The 16,938-nt window shown below is 74.6% G+C and carries 13 protein-coding genes and 1 pseudogene; 9 read left to right on the plus strand and 5 right to left on the minus strand.

All coding sequences use genetic code 11. The features are described 5' to 3' along the window. Positions 1-40 precede the first annotated feature (40 nt). Together FB457_RS11950 and FB457_RS11955 are read right to left on the minus strand one after the other, a co-directional pair. Positions 41-826, minus strand: a complete 786-nt coding sequence (locus tag FB457_RS11950; RefSeq protein ID WP_047015576.1) for an IclR family transcriptional regulator — start codon at positions 824-826, stop codon at positions 41-43. Positions 827-927: 101 nt separating this feature from the next. Next, on the minus strand, positions 928-1,416 hold the full coding sequence (locus tag FB457_RS11955; protein WP_047015577.1) for a GNAT family N-acetyltransferase: 489 nt from the start codon (positions 1,414-1,416) through the stop codon (positions 928-930). A 119-nt stretch (positions 1,417-1,535) separates the two neighbouring features. Between FB457_RS11955 and FB457_RS11960 the strand changes: the two genes are divergently transcribed. Next, positions 1,536-3,593 carry a SpoIIE family protein phosphatase gene (locus tag FB457_RS11960; protein WP_145781793.1) on the plus strand — a complete coding sequence of 686 codons (2,058 nt, stop codon included), beginning with the start codon at positions 1,536-1,538 and terminating at the stop codon, positions 3,591-3,593. A gap of 211 nt (positions 3,594-3,804) precedes the next feature. On the opposite strand, the gene FB457_RS35200 is transcribed toward FB457_RS11960, so the two are convergent. After that, the gene (locus tag FB457_RS35200; protein WP_018840808.1) at positions 3,805-3,948 is read right to left on the minus strand and encodes a hypothetical protein; all 144 of its coding nucleotides are present in this window, start codon (positions 3,946-3,948) and stop codon (positions 3,805-3,807) included. Between the two features lie 122 nt (positions 3,949-4,070). Between FB457_RS35200 and pgfA the strand changes: the two genes are divergently transcribed. From pgfA to FB457_RS12000, 8 genes are all read left to right on the plus strand, one after another. Next, entirely contained in the window at positions 4,071-5,081 is a 1,011-nt protein-coding gene (gene pgfA / locus FB457_RS11965; protein WP_047015579.1) for a cell envelope lipid trafficking protein PgfA, read from the plus strand. Positions 5,082-5,226: 145 nt separating this feature from the next. Continuing rightward, a complete protein-coding gene (locus FB457_RS11970) occupies positions 5,227-6,525 on the plus strand; it encodes a glycosyltransferase family 4 protein (RefSeq protein ID WP_145781795.1) in 1,299 nt (432 codons plus the stop codon). A gap of 5 nt (positions 6,526-6,530) precedes the next feature. Next, positions 6,531-7,256, plus strand: a complete 726-nt coding sequence (locus FB457_RS11975; protein WP_047019863.1) for a class I SAM-dependent methyltransferase — start codon at positions 6,531-6,533, stop codon at positions 7,254-7,256. Beyond that, the gene (locus tag FB457_RS11980; RefSeq protein ID WP_145781824.1) at positions 7,253-11,953 is read left to right on the plus strand and encodes an alpha-(1->3)-arabinofuranosyltransferase domain-containing protein; all 4,701 of its coding nucleotides are present in this window, start codon (positions 7,253-7,255) and stop codon (positions 11,951-11,953) included. Before FB457_RS11975 ends, FB457_RS11980 begins: the two co-directional genes overlap by 4 nt. Positions 11,954-12,005: 52 nt before the next feature. Beyond that, the gene (locus tag FB457_RS11985) at positions 12,006-13,388 is read left to right on the plus strand and encodes a condensation protein (RefSeq protein WP_047015582.1); all 1,383 of its coding nucleotides are present in this window, start codon (positions 12,006-12,008) and stop codon (positions 13,386-13,388) included. Further along, a complete protein-coding gene (locus FB457_RS11990; protein ID WP_047015583.1) occupies positions 13,385-14,176 on the plus strand; it encodes a methyltransferase domain-containing protein in 792 nt (263 codons plus the stop codon). Before FB457_RS11985 ends, FB457_RS11990 begins: the two co-directional genes overlap by 4 nt. A 3-nt stretch (positions 14,177-14,179) precedes the next feature. Continuing rightward, positions 14,180-15,286, plus strand: a complete 1,107-nt coding sequence (locus FB457_RS11995; protein WP_145781797.1) for a DMT family transporter — start codon at positions 14,180-14,182, stop codon at positions 15,284-15,286. After that, positions 15,283-15,498, plus strand: a complete 216-nt coding sequence (locus tag FB457_RS12000; RefSeq protein WP_047015585.1) for a Trm112 family protein — start codon at positions 15,283-15,285, stop codon at positions 15,496-15,498. The genes FB457_RS11995 and FB457_RS12000 overlap by 4 nt, the downstream gene beginning before the upstream one ends. Positions 15,499-15,501: 3 nt before the next feature. Here FB457_RS12000 and FB457_RS12005 read toward each other — a convergent pair whose 3' ends face one another. Next, positions 15,502-16,608: a murein hydrolase activator EnvC family protein gene (locus tag FB457_RS12005; RefSeq protein WP_486588999.1), complete on the minus strand. Its 1,107-nt coding sequence runs from the start codon at positions 16,606-16,608 to the stop codon at positions 15,502-15,504. Positions 16,609-16,812: 204 nt separating this feature from the next. Then, positions 16,813-16,938, minus strand: a pseudogene (locus FB457_RS36075) (carbohydrate ABC transporter permease); the annotation flags it as partial.

A 16,938-nucleotide genomic window follows, 5' to 3' on the forward strand; every position in this document is an offset into this window, starting at 1 on the left:
CCGGTCCGCCCGGGACCGCCGTACCGGCCGAGCCCCCGGCTCACCTGGTCCCGGCCCTGCCGCCCCGGTGGCCCAGGCGCTCCGACAGCCGGCTCGCGCCCTTCGCGGCCAGCTCCGCCAGCTCGTCCCTGCGCTCCCCGCTCCACCGGATCATCGGCACCGAGATGCTGAGCGCGGCGACCACCCGGCCCGCGGAGTCGTGCACCGGCGCCGCCACGCAGCTCACGTCCGGGTTGGACTCGCGCTCCTCGACGGCGATGCCGCGCTCGCGCACCCCGGCGAGGTGACGGCGCAGGTCGCGTACGGAGGTGAGGCTGCGGTCCGTCATCGCGACCAGCGGCCGGCTCTCCGGCAGCCGTGCGTCGAGGGCCTGTTCGGGCAGCGAGGCGAGGAGCATCTTGCCGACGGCGGTGCAGTGCGCGGGCAGCCGGCGGCCGGTGGCGGAGACCATCCGGACCGCGCGGGTGCTGTCGACCTTCGCGATGTAGATGACGTCGGTGTCCTCGAGGATCGCGATGTGCACGGTCTCGTCGCAGGTCTCGGCGACCTCGCGGGCGACCTCCCGGCCCTCGGCGGCGAGGTCGAGCTGCTCGCCGAAGGTGCTGCCGAGCTGGTACGTGCGCACCCCCAGCCGGTAGCGCCCGGGCTGGCCGGGGACGGCGCCGAGGTAGGAGCGGGCGGCCAGGGTGGTGACCAGCTCGTGCACCGTGGTCCTGGGCAGGCCCAGCTTGCGGGTGATCTCGGGAGCGGAGAGCGTCGTGTCCCGGTCGAGGAAGAGTTCTAGGATGTCGAGAGCGCGCGTCACGGCCGGTACGAGTCGCCCCATGCGCGCTCACCCACCCCTCGAAGGTCCGAAATCTCGACCAGTTATCGAAATGACGAACGCAGCGTAACGCCCGCCTCCACCGCGGGCAATGGGGACCGGAGTCAGAGATCGACGTGCATGCAGTGCAGGCCGACCAGACCCTCGCTGGGGTGGCGGAAGGCGCGGGGCTGGGTGCCGGTGATGCGGAAGCCGAGGGACTCGTAGAGCTTCACGGCGTAGAGGTTCGTCTCGACCACGGCGTTGAACTCCATGGAGAGGAAGCCGCGGGCGCGGGCCCAGCGCAGGGAGTCCTCGCACAGCGCGCGGCCGACGCCGCGCGCGTGCCGGTCGGGATCGACCATGTAGCTCGCGCTGGCGACGTGGTCGCCGTTGCCCTGCCGGTTGGCGTTCATCTTCGCCGAGCCCACGATGAGGCCCTCGTCGTCGATGGCGACGGTCGTCCGGTCCGGGGGCGGCAGCAGCCACACCTCGCGGCCCTGCTCGGCGCTCATGTCCAGCGGGTACGGGTAGGTCTCGCCGGCGGCGACGATGCGGTGGAAGAACGGCCAGATGGCGGGCCAGTCGTCGGCGGTGGCGTCCCTGATCAGCATGGGGTCAGCATGCCGGGGCGGCGGGCGGGGGCGCCACCGCTTTGTTCTGCGGGTGGCTCCGCGGGGCGTAGAATGGCGGATCACTCGAATATCCGTACAAAAAGTGCGAAAGTAACGGCATGAGCAAGCGGGGAGGCACGGCTGCGCCGGCCCCGGAGGCAGGCGACTGGCCCGCGCCCGCGGCGGTCAGCATGGAGCTGAACCGCATGGGCAGCTTCGACTGGGACCTCGACGGCGGGCAGATGCACATGGACGACGGGGCGCTGCGGGTCTTCGACCTGCGGCCGGAGGAGTACGACGGCGACCCGCAGACGCTCGGCTCGCGCGTCACCCGGGAGGAGGGCGCCCGGCTCGACGCGCTGATCTCCCGGGCCATCGCGCAGGACCGCCCCGCCTACAGCGCGTACCTGCGCGTTCAGCTACGCGACGGCACGTCCCGGCTGACGCACACCCAGGGCGTGATCCTGCGCGACGACGGCGGCCGCGCGCACCGTGTCGTGGGCATGGTCCGCGACGCGACGCTGGAGCTGAACTACTCCGCGCAGCAGTTCGCGCTGGACCAGGAGCGCCGCCGGCAGACCGGCGTCGTGCAGCAGACCACCGCGGCGCTGGCGAATGCCACCACCGTGCACGACGTGATCGGCGTGCTCGGCGGCGAGGAAGGGCTGGCCCGGCTCGGCGCGGTGAACATGGTGCTGGGGTTGGTGGACGCCGGGCGGATCCAGATCATCACCATGGGTGAAGGTACGGAGGTGCAGCTCGCGGACTTCACCCGGGTCGACGAGCCAGGGCTGCCGGTGAGCGAGGTGGTGCGCACGGGCCGGCCGCGGCTGGTGCTCTCCCGCGCGGAGTTCGCCGCCGCGTACCCGCGGCTCTACCCGTACGTGGAGTCCCTGCGCATCGACTGCGCCGCGTTTCTGCCGCTGATCGCCGAGGGGCGCGTCATCGGCGCGCTCGGGCTCTCGTACCGCGACAAGAGCGCCTTCTCGCCGGAGGAGCGCAACCTGCTGGTCTCGCTGAGCAGCGGCATCGGGCAGAGCCTCCAGCGCGCCAAGCTGCACGACCGCGAGCACGGGCTGGCCGAGGACCTCCAGCAGGCCATGCTGCCGCGCAGCATCCCCGAGGTGCCGGGCGCGGAGGTCGCCGTGCGCTACCGGGCGGCGCACGAGGGGCAGGGGATCGGCGGCGACTGGTACGACGTGATCGCGCTGCCCGGCGGCCGGGTCGGCGTCGTCATCGGCGACGTCCAGGGCCACGACACCCAGGCCGCCGCGGTGATGGGCCAACTGCGCATCGTGCTGCGGGCGTACGCGGGCGAGGGCCACGCGCCGGCCACCGTGATGGCGCGGGCCTCGGAGTTCCTCCACGAGCTGGAGACCGAGCGCTTCGCCACGTGCACGTACGCGGAGATCGACCTGTCGTCCGGCGCCCTGCAACTGGTCCGGGCCGGCCACATCGACCCGCTGGTGCGGCACGCGGACGGCGGCTGCCGCGTGCTGCCGGTCCCCGGCGGGCTGCCGCTGGGACTCTCCGCGACGTTCGGCCCACTGGACTACCCCGTGACGACCATGGTCCTCGACCCCGGCGACGCGCTGCTGATGTACACCGACGGCCTGGTGGAGGTCCCCGGCACCGACCTGGACCAGGGCATGGCGCAACTCGCCGAGCTGGTACGCACCGGGCCGCGCGACATCGACGAGCTGTCCGACCGGCTGTGCGACGTGGTGGACGAGCGGCAGGTCGAGGACGACATGGCGCTGGTGATGCTGCGCCGCACCGCGGGCGACACCGCGCAGCCCGGCAGCCGGCTGCGCCAGTACATCCCGCCCTCCGACCCCGACGCGCTCTCCGCCGCCCGGCACATGATCCGCAGCGCGGTGCGCTCCTGGGGTGCGGGCGAGCGGGCGGACGAGATCGAGCTGGTCTCCGATGAGCTGATCACCAACGCACTGCTGCACACCGACGGCCCCGCGATCGTGACGATCCGCCCGCTGAGTACGCCGGAGCGCAGGTTGCGCGTCGAGGTCGAGGACCGCTCCAGTGCGCTGCCCCACCGCCGCGAACCGGGCGAAGCGGGCGTCTCGGGCCGCGGACTGCTGCTGGTGGACCGGCTGGCGGACGTGTGGGGCGTGGAGCCGCGCGGCAACGACAAGTGCGTGTGGGCCGAGTTCGGCTGACTCCCGCCGCGCGGGGCGCGGCGCGCGCCGCGTACCGCCGCCGACCACCGGTGCACTGTGCCACCGGACGGTGACTACTTGTCACCTGGTCGACAATTTTTGGACATCGATACGACACCGTGTCCTCGGCGTGTCGCCCTCTGCGCGACGAGGGCCGCCCGGGCGTGGCAAGGCCCCCGCCGCGGCCTCCGCGGCGGGGACGAATACCAGGTCAGCGACCGTCGAAGCTGATGAGCGGGACGTTGGGCTGCTCCGGCGTGGCGTTCAGCGCGGCCACCAGGCCGAGGGCGGCGCCCACGGCGAGAGCGGCGGCGGCGACGCTGGTCACCACGGCGGCTACCAGTCGGTTCTGCATGGACGCTGAGTGTGGGAGCAGCATTGACACCCTGTCAAGCACAGCCTTACGTTACCGACCCGTAGAACTTGCACCGCGGTGACAAACCAGCGTCGTAAACCAGCCCCTGCCGGGAGTGCAGCATGAGCCGCCGTACCGCGTCACCCCTGTCCCTCATCCTGCTGGGGTTGGGCGTCTTCCTGCTCGTGCTCGCCCCCATGCTCGCGTTCTACGTCGAGCCGCGGGCCAAGCTGAATCCCGTCGACATCGAGTCGACGACGCGCTACGAGGGCACCGGCACCTTCTACGACACCGAGACGCAGAAGGAACGGAACAACCAGGAGCTGACGATCGTCCGGCGGGTGCTGGGCGACGTGGCGGCGAGCGACGACGACACCGCCGTCTGGGACGCGGCCACCACCATCGACACCCCGCTGACGCGGGAGATCGACGACCCGCGCCGGGCGTTCCAGTTCACCACCGAGCGCTGGGTCATGAACCGCGAGACGAACGCGCCGGAGCACTGCTGCGACGAGGACACCGGCGTGGACGGCAACCGGTTCGGCGGCGACGCGTACCTGAAGTTCCCCTTCGACGTCGAGAAGCGCACGTACCGCTGGTGGGACAGCACCGCCCAGGACACCGTGGCGCTGAAGTACGACGGCACGCGGGAGATCCAGGGCTACACCGGGCTCGCCTTCACCGGCGAGATCGAGCCCGTCAAGACCGGCACCCGGCAGGTGCCGGGTGTGATGGTCGGACTGCCCGACAAGGAGCAGGTGTTCGCCGACGAGTGGTACGCGAACGAGAAGATCGAGCTGGTCGCCGACGAGCGCACCGGCCGCATCATCTACGCCTCCATCGCACCGAAGAAGACGCTGCGCCAGCCCGGCGGCGGCACCGACGAGGTCACGCTGCTGCAGAGCGACGGCATCGCGTTCACCGAGGAGACCCAGAAGGAACAGGTCGACCTCGCCGACGAGGACAGCAGCAGGCTGAAGCTGGTCGGCGAGACCCTGCCGGTCGTCGCGCTGGTGGCCGGTTTCGTACTCGCGGGCGCCGGCGCCGTGCTGCTGGCCCGCGGCGGCCGGCGGGACGAGCCGGACCGCGGCCGGGAGCCGGACGGCGTCCCGCCCCAGCCGGTCGCGGCCTGATGCCCCTCACCCCCCGCCCCCGTGACGGGGACGCCGGTCCCCCCCGGCCGGCGTCCCCGTCGCCCCCGTCCACCCGACCGCCATGCCGCACCCCACGAACGGCCCTGAACCACCCGCCCGCACCCTGAGACGAGTGGGAGCACCGATGCCCCAGCACGTACCCCCGTCCCTGGACGCGGACGCACTCCGGCGTACGCACCCGCACCCGGCCGGGAGCGCCGGCGTGCCCGCGAGCCGGGGCGCGGAAGGCCACGACGCCCAGCGCCGCGGCAGCCGCTGCCCCGAGGACGGCGGCGCCCGTGCCGCCGGCACCCGCGCGGCCGACGGCCGCGGCGGCGACGGCGGCGGCGGCGCCCACGCCGCCCGGCGGATCACCTTCCTCGCCCGGCGGGACCTCGGCAACCCCGCCGCGGGCGGCTCGGAACTGCTCGTGGACCGGCTCGCCGGAGGGCTGACCGACCACGGCCACCAGGTGACCCTCGTCTGCGGCGGCCCGGCCGCGTACCGCGACTACCGCGTCGTCTCCGCGGGCGGCGACGCCGGCCACTTCCTGCGCGCGCGCCGCGCGCTCTCCCGCCACGTCGGCGGCACCGACCTGCTGGTCGAGGTCTGCAACGGCATGCCCTATCTGGCGCCGCTGTGGCACAGCGGCCCGTCGCTCTGCCTCGTCAACCACGTGCACACCGAGCTGTGGGCGATGCGCTACCCGGGCCCCCTCGCCCGCCTCGGCCGCCGGCTGGAGCACTGGGCGCTCGCCGGCGCGCACCGCGGCAACCTCCTGGTCGCCGTCTCCTCCTCCACCGCCACCGCGCTGCGCAACATAGGCGTCGACCCCAAGCGGATACGGGTCGTCCACAACGGCGTCGAGGACCCGGGCCCGCTGCCGCAGAAGTCGCCCGAGCCGCTGTTCCTGGCGATGGGCCGGCTGGTGGAGTACAAGCGCATCGACCTGCTGCTGCGGCTGTGGGAGCGGGTGCGCCCGGTCACCGGCGGCCGGCTGGTCATCGTCGGCACCGGACCCGAGCGCGGCCGGCTGGAGGCGATGGCGGGTCCCGGCGTGACGTTCACCGGCCATGTCTCCGAGGGCGAGAAGCACCGCCTCCTCGCCTCCTCCTGGCTGCTGCTGCACCCCTCCCTCGTCGAGGGCTGGGGCCTGGTGGTGACCGAGGCGGCGGTACGCGGCACGCCCGCGATCGGCTTCGACATCCCCGGCCTGCGCGACTCCATCCGCGACGGCGACACCGGCATGCTGGCCCGCGGCGAGAGCGCGTTCGCCGCCCACTGGTGCGCGCTGGCGCTCAGCGAGGAGCGGCGCGCCGCCCTCGGCGCCGCGGCCCGGCGGCGCGCCGCCCGGCTGAGCTGGGAGGCGACGGTGCGTGACTTCCGCGCCGTCGCCGACGAGGCCCTCGCCCGCGCCGGGCAGCACGACAAGCGGGGAGGGTGACGGCGGTGCGGGACCCCTCCATCCGGCGTTCTGTCGCCCTCTTCCGCGCCTTCATGAAGGAGCAGGACGACCCCGCCCGCGCGTACGGCCTGCTGGCGCGGGACGCGGCGGACCAGGTCGAGCGGATCACGCCGCTCAAGGGCCAGTTGGTCGTCGACGTCGGCGGCGGCGGGGGCTGGTTCACGGAGGAGTTCCGCAGCCGGGGCGCCGAGGCGTACCTCTTCGACTGCGACGCCGGCGAGATGGCGGCCGGCTCCGACGTGACCACCGGTGCGGTGGTCGCCGACGGCTACCTCCTCCCGCTCGCCGACGGCGTCGCCGACGTGGCGTTCTCCTCCAACGTGCTGGAGCACGTCGCCGACCCCGAGACCTTCCTCAGCGAGCTGATCCGGGTCACCAAGCCCGGCGGCCTGCTGTACGTGGCGTTCACCAACTGGCTCTCCCCCTGGGGCGGCCACGAGCAGGCGCCCTGGCACTACCTGGGCGCGGACCGGGCGCGCCGCCGCTACACGCGGCGCACCGGACGCGACCCGAAGCACACCCTGGGCGAGAACCTCTTCGCCATCCACATAGGCCCCACGCTCAAGGCGGTACGGGCCCGGGACGACGTCGAGGTCGTCGCGGCCCGCTCCCGTTACTGGCCCTTCCTCGCCGAGGCCGTCGTCCGTGTCCCCGGCGTACGCGAGTTCGCCACCTGGAACCTTCTTCTCATACTCCGGCGGTGCCCATGACCTCCACGCTCCCCGCGCAGCCGGCCACGCCCGGCCGGCCCTACTCACCACCGCCCCCTTCGGGGCCGGCAGGGGCGCGGCCGCCCGAGAGCCGGCGCAGTTGGCGCTGGCCGCTCGGCTTCTGGGCGTTCGCGTTCGTCGCCTGGCTCATCCCCTCGGCGGGGAAGACGACGTTCGAGACGAAGCTCGGCGTGGTGGTCGACCCGTGGAAGTTCGCCGGTGACCTGGGCGAGCTGTGGCACGACCAGAACGGCTTCGGCGGCATCCACGACCAGTACTTCGGCTACGCCTTCCCGATGCTGCCGTACTACCTGCTCACCGACGTGGCGCAGATGCCGACGTGGCTGGCCGAGCGGCTGTGGCTGTCGCTCGTGGTCACCGCCGCGTTCTGGGGCGCGCTGAAGCTGGCCGACCGGCTGGGCTTCGGCACCCCGGGGACCCGGGTGCTGGGCGCCGTGGCGTACGCGCTGTGGCCCGTGTTCACCATCATCGTCGGCTCCACCTCCGCCGGCGCGCTGCCCGGCGCGGTCCTGCCGTGGGTGCTGCTGCCGCTGCTCGACGAGCGGCTGACGCCGCGGGTCGCCGCCGCCCGCTCGGCACTGATCATCCCGTTCATGGGCGGCGTCAACGCGGCCTCCACGCTGGCCGCGCTGCTGCCCGCGCTGCTGTACGTGTGCACCCGCACCGGCTCGCGCCGCACCAGGCTGCTGGCGTGGTGGCTGCCCGGGGTGCTGCTGGCGTGCCTCTGGTGGATCGTGCCGCTGCTGCTCCTCGGCATCTACGGCGAGAACTTCCTGCCGTTCATCGAGACCGCGCACAACACCACGACCACCATGTCGGCGACCGAGGTGCTGCGCGGCACCGGCAACTGGGTCGCGTACCTGAACTTCGGCGAGGCGTGGCTGCCCGGCGGCTGGACCGTCGCCACCGGCTGGCTGCCGATCCTCTCCTCCGTGCTCGCCGCGGGACTCGGTCTGGCGGGCCTGGCCCGGCGTGACCTGCCCGAGCGGCGCTGGCTGGTGCTGACCGTGATGGTCGTCGCGCTGGTCACCCTGGCCGGCTACGGCGGCGCGCTGGGCGCCCCGTTCTCCGGCGGCGTGCAGGACGCGCTGGACAGCTGGCTGAGCCCGTTCCGCAACATCTACAAGTTCCAGCCCGGCCTTGCCCTGGCGCTCGCCCTGGGCCTTGCGCACATCGTCGCGGTCGCCGCCGAGCGCCGCGGCACCCGCGCCAACCCGCGGCGCAGCGCGTGGGTGCCCGCGATCGCGGCCCTCGTCGTGCTGCCCGGCCTGGTGCTGCCGTACGCCAACGGCGACGTGCTGCAGCCGGGCGCATTCGACAAGCTGCCCAAGCACTGGGAGCAGACGGCGGACTGGCTGGAGGAGTACTCCCCCGACAGCCGGGCCCTGGTGGTGCCGGCGACCGCGCACGGCACGTACGAGTGGGGCAAGCCGATCGACCAGCCGCTGGACGTGCTCGCCGAGTCCCGCTGGGCGCAGCGCGACTACGTGCCGTTCGGCACGGCGGGTTCGCGGCGCGCGATGGACGCCGTCGACCAGGCGCTGATGACCGGCGGCGAAGTGCCGGGCCTCCAGGCGTTCCTGGCCCGCGCGGGCCTGCACTACGTCGTCGTACGCAACGACCTCGACCCCGACCAGGTCGGCTACGTCCCGCCGACCACCGTGAAGCAGACCCTCACGTCCTCCGGCTACGAGAAGGTCGCCGAGTTCGGCCCCGAGCTGACCGGCGGCCGCATCCCCGAGGGCACGCCGCTGCAGATCGAGGGGCTGTTCTCGCGCCAGCGGGCGGTGGAGATCTACCAGCCGGCCGACGGCGAGGACCTGCGTCCCGGACCGGCCGGCACGCTCAACGCCGCCGGCACCGCCGTCCTCAGCGGCGGTCCCGAGTCGCTGCTGCCGCTCTCCGCCGACCCCGGCTGGCAGGGCCGGCCCGCGGTGCTCGCGGGCGACGCCCACCCGGGCGTCGAGGAGCCGGCGCTCAAGGTGCAGGCCGACGGGCTGCGCCGGGCGGACACCCGGTTCGGCGTGGTCAACAACAACACCTCGTACACCTACACCGAGGACGAGAAGAACCCGGAGGAGAGCCTCCAGGACCCCGGTGACGAACCGCGGATGATCGTGCCGGAGAAGGGCACCGAGCACCAGACGACCGCCGTCCTCGACGGCGCCGCCGCGGTGACCGCGTCGACCAGCGGCAACTGGATGTTCCACCTGCCGCAGTTCGACCCGGTCAACGCCTTCGACGGCGTGCCGCAGACCGGCTGGGCCGAGGGCAACCCGGACACGTCCAAGGGCGAGTGGCTGCAGATCGACTTCACCGAGCCCACGAACCTGGAGGGCACGCTGGACCTGACGCCGCTGCCCGGCGCCGGCGTCCGGCCCGAGCCCGTCGAGGTCGAGGTGGAGACCCCGCGGGGCAGCGAGGTCAGCACGCTGCAGGCCGGTGGCCGGACGCAGACCGTCAGGTCCCCCGAGGGGCAGGCGGACTGGCTGCGGATCACCATCCGCAAGACCGAGGGCGCCCGCACCGGCTTCGCCGGCGCCGGCTTCGCCGAGGTCGAGATCCCCGGCGTCTCGCCGGTCAGCAGGCAGCTCCGGCTGCCCGCGGACGCCAAGCAGGTCGCGGCGGACGCGGAGCAGATCTCCCTGCACCGCGGCAGCGACCTCGGCGGCCTCAACCCGGCCGCGGCCGAGACCGGTCTGCAGCGGCGCTTCGAGTCCGGGGAGGGCGAGTACACCGTCACCGGCAGGGCTCTGCCCGTACAGGGGCGGGAACTCGACGCGCTGCTGGACGACCTGAGCGCGCTGCCGGAGGAGCGGATCAACGTCACCGCGGGCTCCACGATGCCGCTGAGCCCGCAGTTGAGCCCGCGCAACCTGGTCGACGAGGACCTGACCACGGCCTGGATCGCCGGGGCCGACGAGTCGCTGACGCTGACCTGGCCGGAGGCCACCGAGATCAGCGAGTTCGTACTCGCGCCCGCCGGCGGCCTGTCGGCGCGGCCGACCGAGGTCGAGGTGAGCACCCCGACCGGGGCGCAGACCGTGGGCGTGGACGCCAACGGCTGGGTGCGGATCCCGCCGGTGACGACGGACAGGATCGACATCAAGGTCACCGAGACCGAGTCGCTTTCCGTGCACAACCCGTTCGCGGACCGCGACGTGCAACTGCCCGTGGGCCTCACCGAGGTCTACGTGCCGGCGCTCGGCGAGGACGCGGAGGAAGACCTGCGCACCGAGCCGGTGAAGAAGGATGAGCCGTTCGAGCTGGAGTGCGGCAGCGGCCCGGTGGTGTCGGTGGACGGGGAACTCCTCAACACCCGCGCCGAGGGCACGCTGGGCGACCTGGTCGACCGCCGGCCCGTCGACATCGAACTGTGCCCGGGCGACGGCGAGACCGCGGGTCCCGTGGAGCTGGCCGCCGGCCGGCACGCGGTCGCCGCGGGCGACGGCGAGGCGCTGGCCGTCACCGACCTGACGCTGACCCGCGGCGAGCCCGCCGCGGCGGCCGCGGGGCGCGACGTGGAGGCCACCGACTGGGCGGGCGACGAGCGCGCCGTGACGGTCGGCGAGGGCCAGGACGCGTACCTCACGACGTACGAGAACTACAACGACGGCTGGAAGGCCACGCTCGACGGCGAGGAGCTGGAGTCGGTGCGGCTCGACGGCTGGCAGCAGGGCTTCCTGGTGCCCGCCGACAAGAGCGGCGAGGTGAAGCTGGAGTACAAGCCGGCGGTCTGGTACGACGCCGGGATCTTCGCCGGCGTCGCCGCGATCCTGGCGCTGCTCGGGCTGGCGTTCGTCCGCGCCGGGCGGCGCGAGGTGGTCGTCGCCGAGCCGGCGCCGCCGGCGCCGGGCTGGGTGCTGGGCGCGCTGGTGCTCACCGCCGTGGTCGCCGTGGTGGCCGGGCCGTACGCGCTGATCGTCCCGGCGCTGGCGCTGCTGGCGCGGACCCGGGCCGGGCTGCTCGCGCCGCTGGCCCTGGTGGCCATGGCCGGCGCGGGTGTTGCGGCGCTGACCGGTGCGGGCGAGGCTGTCCGCATGGACGAGGGGGCCTTCAGCGGCGTCGCGCAGGCGCTCGCCGTGCTGGCGCTGGCCGCGGCGCTGGTCACCGCGGAGCGGCCGGAGCCGGCCGGGCCGGAGACCGGGTACGGCCCGGACGTCGACCCGGAGGCGGAGACGGCCGCGTTCCCCGCGTACGGCGCGGGTGTGCCCGCGGCGGGTGCGGCCGGCGCCGCGGGCGGTCCGCCGCCCGGGCCCGGCGGGCCGCCCGGACGTACGGCCGTCGCGGCGGAGCCCGGTGCCGGCGCCGCGCCGCAGGCGGAACCGGACCGGCCGACGCAGCGGTTCTGGCGCCGCAGGTCCGCGGGCGCGAGCGCCGCGGCGGCGGCAGCCGCGGAGTCCGGCGCCGACCGGACGCCGGCGCTCGGCACCGAGCGGGCGGCGGCGGACGACTCGGCGACCCCGCCGCTGGGCACCGCGCAGGACGAGCCGCGCGACGCCTTCGTGCCCAAGCCGCCGATCCCGCTCAGCGGCACGGCGGAGGCGCCGGACGCGGCGGATCCGGCCGGCCCGGCGGACGACGTAGAGGACACCCCGCCCGCGGACGCACCGCCCGCGGACACCCCGCCGGACGACGGCACGCCCGCCGACCGGCGGGAGGAGAACGGCAAGTGAACACCGGTGGGCGCCCCGCACCCGGGGCGCCCACCGCGAAGGAGAGGCGTAGATGACGGTGACGCAGCCCGCCCGGCCCGCCCCCGCGGCGCCGGGACGGGTCCCGTTCCCCACGGTGGACGAGGTCTCGCTGCACTGCACGGATCCGGTGGAGCCGGAGACCGTGCACATCGAGCTCCACTTCCCCGGGCGGTTCGAGCCCGAGCGGCTGCGCACCGCGCTCGCCGAGGCCGCACGCAGGCACCCGCGGTTCCAGCAGCGCAAGGCCGCCAGCCGCTGGTGGCACCGCCGTTACCAGTGGCAGGTGACCCCGGAGGCCGACGTCGACCCGGTCACGTTCCTGCCCGCCGGGCCCGGCGTGCTGGAGGCGGCGCGCGAGCGGACCTTGACCGACTGCCCGCCGCTGGACGCCGCGCCGCCGGTGCGCATCGAGGCCGTCGAGACCGGGGACGGCGGCACGGTCCTGATGGCCACCGTCAACCACACGGCCATGGACGGTCCCTCCTGCCTGCGGGTGCTGGCGACCGCGGCAGAGGTGTACGCGGGCGGCCAACCGCAGCCGGCGGCTTCCCCCGGCGGTGCCTCCCCGGCCCGTACGGGACCGAAGGCGGCCTCCGCGCCGCCCCCGCCCCCGGCCGCCGACGCCGGCCGCTCGCGCCCCGCCCGCCCCGCCCGCATCGCCGGCGACACGTCGTCTTCCGGGGCTCCCGGCACCGGCAACGGCCTGCTCCTCCTCGACCTGCCCGCCCCCCGCCGCACCTCCTACGGCGCCACCGTCAACGACCAGCTCCTCGTCGCCACGTGCCTCACCGCCGCCCGCTGGAACCGCGCGCACGGCGCCCGCACCGCCCCGGTGCGCATCACCATGCCCGTCGACAACCGCGCGCGGGAGTCGGCGGAGATGCTGATCGGCAACGGCACCCGGCTGACCGAGGTCGGCTTCGGCCCCGGGGAGCGGGCCGACGCGGAGGCGCTGACCGGCGGCGAGGCGCCTGACCGGGCGGCGGTCGAGCGGCTGCTGCGCGCCACCATGGCCCGTACGCACACGCTGAAGTCCGAGCCGAGCCACCCGCTGGGCCTCTACGGGAGGGTGCTCACCGCGCCGGTGCTGCCCGTCGGCGTCCGCGGCGTGCTGGCCCGAACGCTGCGCAGCGCCGCCGCGCCGCTGATGTCGACCACCCTGCTCTCCAACATCGGCCGCATCGTCTACCCGCTGGACTTCGGCGACGCCGGCCGCCCGACCGCGGTGTGGTTCTCGGCCCCCTCCCGGATGCCGCGCGGTCTCGCGATCACCGCCGCGTCCACCGCGGGCCGGCTGCACCTGGCCATCCGCTACTCCCGTGCCCTCCTCGACCACGCCGCGGCCGTCCGCATCGGCGAGCTGATGCAGCAGGGTCTCGCGGCCTGCGCGGAGGACGCGGGGGATCCGGCGTGAGCCGGGCCGGGGCCCCGGCCTCGCTGCGGGAGTTCTACGAGAACCCGGCGGTCCCCGTCGCCTCAGGCGACGCCCGCAGCCGGCGGCAGGCGCGGATGCTGGCGGACGCCCTGGGCCCGTTCCGTACCGGCGCGGCGCCCGCGGTCGTCGTGGACGTCGGGTGCGGCGACGGCTCCGCCGCCGCCGTGGCCGCGGGTGTGCTCGACGCGCGGCGCCCCGGCGGGCAGCGCATCGTCGCCGTCGACTGGTCGCACGACGCGCTGCGCCGCGCCAGGACCCGTACCCGCGACGCCGCCGCCGGCACACCGGTCCACGTCGTCCGCGGCGGGCTGCCGGACGGCGCGGCGCAGCCCGCGGGGCTGCCGTTCGCCGCGGGCAGCGCGGACGCCGTGCTGTTCAGCGAGGTCGTGGAGCACCTGGTCGATCCGGACGCCGCGCTCGACGAACTGCGCCGCGTGCTGCGGCCCGGTGGCCATCTGCTGCTCTCCACCCCCAACCTGGCGGCCTGGTACAACCGTGCGCTGCTGCTGGCCGGCGTGCAGCCGGTGTTCTCGGAGGTCAGCCTGCGCGGCATCCACGGCCGCCCCGGCAGCCAGGTCGTCGGCCACCTCCGGCTCTACACGGCCCGCGCACTCCGGGGTTTTCTGGCGGCCTCCGGCTTTACCGTGGAGAAGGTGGCCGGCGCGCCGTACCACGACGTGCCCAGGCCGCTGCGGCCGTTCGACCGCGCCCTGTGCCGGGCGCCGTCGCTGGCCTCGATCCTGCTCGTCCACGCCAGGCGGGAGTAGTCGATGTGGTGGGGGGTTGCGGCGGCGCTGCTGGCGAACGTCTTCATCAGCTGCGGCTTCGTGCTGGAGAAGCGGGCCCTGTCGGCGCTGCCGGAGCTGAGCGTGAAGCGGCCGGCCCGCATGGTGCGGGTACTGGTGTCCAGCCCGCTCTGGCTGGCGGGCTGCCTCAGCCTGGGGCTGGGTTTCGCGGCCCAGTTGCTCTGCTACCGCACGCTGCCGCTGGCCGCCGCGCAGGGCATCCTCGTCTCGGGGCTGGTGCTGCTGGTCCTGCTGTCGTCGCGGTTCCTCGGCGAGCGGCTGAGCGCGCGCGAACTGGCGGGGGTGGCAGCGATCCTGCTCTCGCTGGGGATGATCGTGCTCTCCCTGGACCAGGACGCGGACACGGTCAGCACCTCGGCGCCGGCCGGGCGGTTCCTGCTCGTCGCGCTCCCGTCGCTGGCCGCGGGGCTGTGGCTGTACCTGGCGGCGGAGCTGCGCGCCAAGCGGCGGCACCGGATCCCGACGACGGGCATCGCGTACGGGGTCGGGGTGGGCTTCCTGTACGGGGTCAGCTCGCTCACGATCAAGGGCGTGTCGGGTCTCGTGTCGGGCTCCGACGTGCTCGGCACCGCGGGCGACCTGCTGGCGTCGCCGTACCCGTACACGCTGGCGTTCACCGCGGTGGCGGGGCTGGTGATGTCGCAGGCCGCGCTGCAACGCTGCCGGGCGTCGCTGATCGTGCCGGTGTGCACGACGGCCAACTGCCTGCACGCCGTCGCCGCGGGCACGTTCGTCTTCGGTGAGCCGCTGCCGCATGACGCGCCGCGGCTGCTGCTGCGGCTGGGCGGGATCGCGCTGGCGGTGTCGGTGCTGCTGGCGCTCCCGCGCCACGACGAACCTGCTCCGGAGGAGCCGGCCGGCGACGCGCCGGGCCCCGGGCCCGTACGCGACGGTGAGCCGGAGGCCGCGGGCGGCGACGGGCCGGAGGCCGTACGCGGCGGACTGCCCGGCTCCGCACCGGAACCCGGCACCGCGCCCGCGCCCGAGCCCGCCGCGCCCGAGCGGCGGCCTCCCGCCGCGCTGCCGCCCGCCCCCGTACCGACCCCCCACCGTGGAGGACCAGTCCCGTGAACCCCGAAGACCCGCTGCTGAAGATCCTCGTCTGCCCGCTCGACAAGGGGCCGCTGACCCTGCTGGACTCCGGCGACGCGCTCTACAACCCGCGGCTGCGGCGCCGCTATCCGGTGCGCGACGGCATACCGCAGTTGCTGCCGGCCTCCGGCGAGGCGGTGTCCGACGAGGAGCACGAGCGGATCACCGGCGGCCCGCAGTCCCGGGCCTGAGCGCTACTCCGCCGGCGCCTCGCGCAGCCGTACGCCCTTGCCCCTCAGCCACGGCTCCGGGTCGATCCCCGAGCCGAACTGCGGTGTCACCCGGGCCTCGAAGTGCAGGTGCGGTCCCGTGGAGTTGCCGGTGGTGCCGGCGCGGCCGAGGGGCTGGCCGGGGAAGACCCGCTCGCCGGGCTTGGCGCGGACCTCGGAGAGGTGGGCGTAGAAGGTGTAGTAGCCGTCGTCGTGCCGGACGGTGACGGAGTTGCCGAAGGCGTCATCGCAGCCGATCTCGTACACCACGCCGTAGCCGACGCTGCCCACCGGCTTGCCCTCCTCGACGGCGAAGTCGAGGCCCGTGTGCCGGGAGGACCACATCCCGCCGGCCTGGCCGAAGCGCGAGGAGAGGGTGTAACGGCCCACCGGCGCCGTCCACTTGCGGCCCGCAAGCGCCTTGCCGTCCGCGCTCAGCGTCACGGCGCGGGAGCGCTCGCCGCGCGGGCAGGCGGAGCTGCGCGAGCGGGCGGCCTGCGCGGTCTGCAGGCCGTCCAGCTGGCCCTGCGCCCGCTCCAGCTTGCGCTCGATGAACCGCTTCACCCGCGCCTGCGTGTGCAGTTCCGCCCGCAGGTCGGCGAGCGCGACGGCCTGGCGCTCGCGTTCGTCTGCGAGCCGCCGCTCGGCCTGCTCGGCGCGGTGGTAGAGGCCGGCCGCGGCCTGCTCGCCCTTGTCGAGCAGGAAGACCCGGTCGAGCAGGTCCTCGGGGGTGCGCGCGGACATCAGCGCGGCGGTGGGGCCGAGGCCGCCGGACCGGTAGTGGTGGGCGGCGAGCTGCCCGATCCGGCCGCGCAGCACGACGAGCCTGCGGTGCTGGGCGCGGACGGCCCGCTGAAGCTTGGCGATCTTCACGCGCTGCGCGGCGGACGCCCGGCGGGCGGCCTCGTAGCGCTCGGTGGCCGCGGCGGCGTCCCGGAACAGCCGGTCGACGGTGCCGCGCACCGCCCGTACCCCGGCCTTGCCGTCGGTCCCCGGGTCGGGGCGGGCGGCGGCGTGCGGAACGCCGGCGGGCACGACAAGGGCGACGCACAGGGCCGCGGTCGCTCCTGTTTGTGTGATAACTCGTCGCATCGGCTGATGCTTACCGACCTGCGGCGCGGCACGACGCAGGGAACACGGGGTGTCGGTGTATATCGCCCGTCCGGCGCAGCCGCCCGCGCCCCCGCGCTCCCCCGGCCGTGGTACGCCGCACCCCGCCGGCCGACGGCGCCGGCGGGGTGCGGGGTGCGGGTTGCGGGGTGCGGGGTGCGGGTCAGGGTGGTGCCGTCCCGGAACCTACTTCACCGAGCCGGCCGTCAGACCCGATACGACGTGTCGTTCGATGAAGGCGAAGAGGACGACGACGGGGATGATGGCGACGACGGAGGCGGCGAAGAGGTAGTTCCATTCGACGGTGTAGTT

Source organism: Streptomyces sp. CNZ287, from assembly GCF_007827615.1.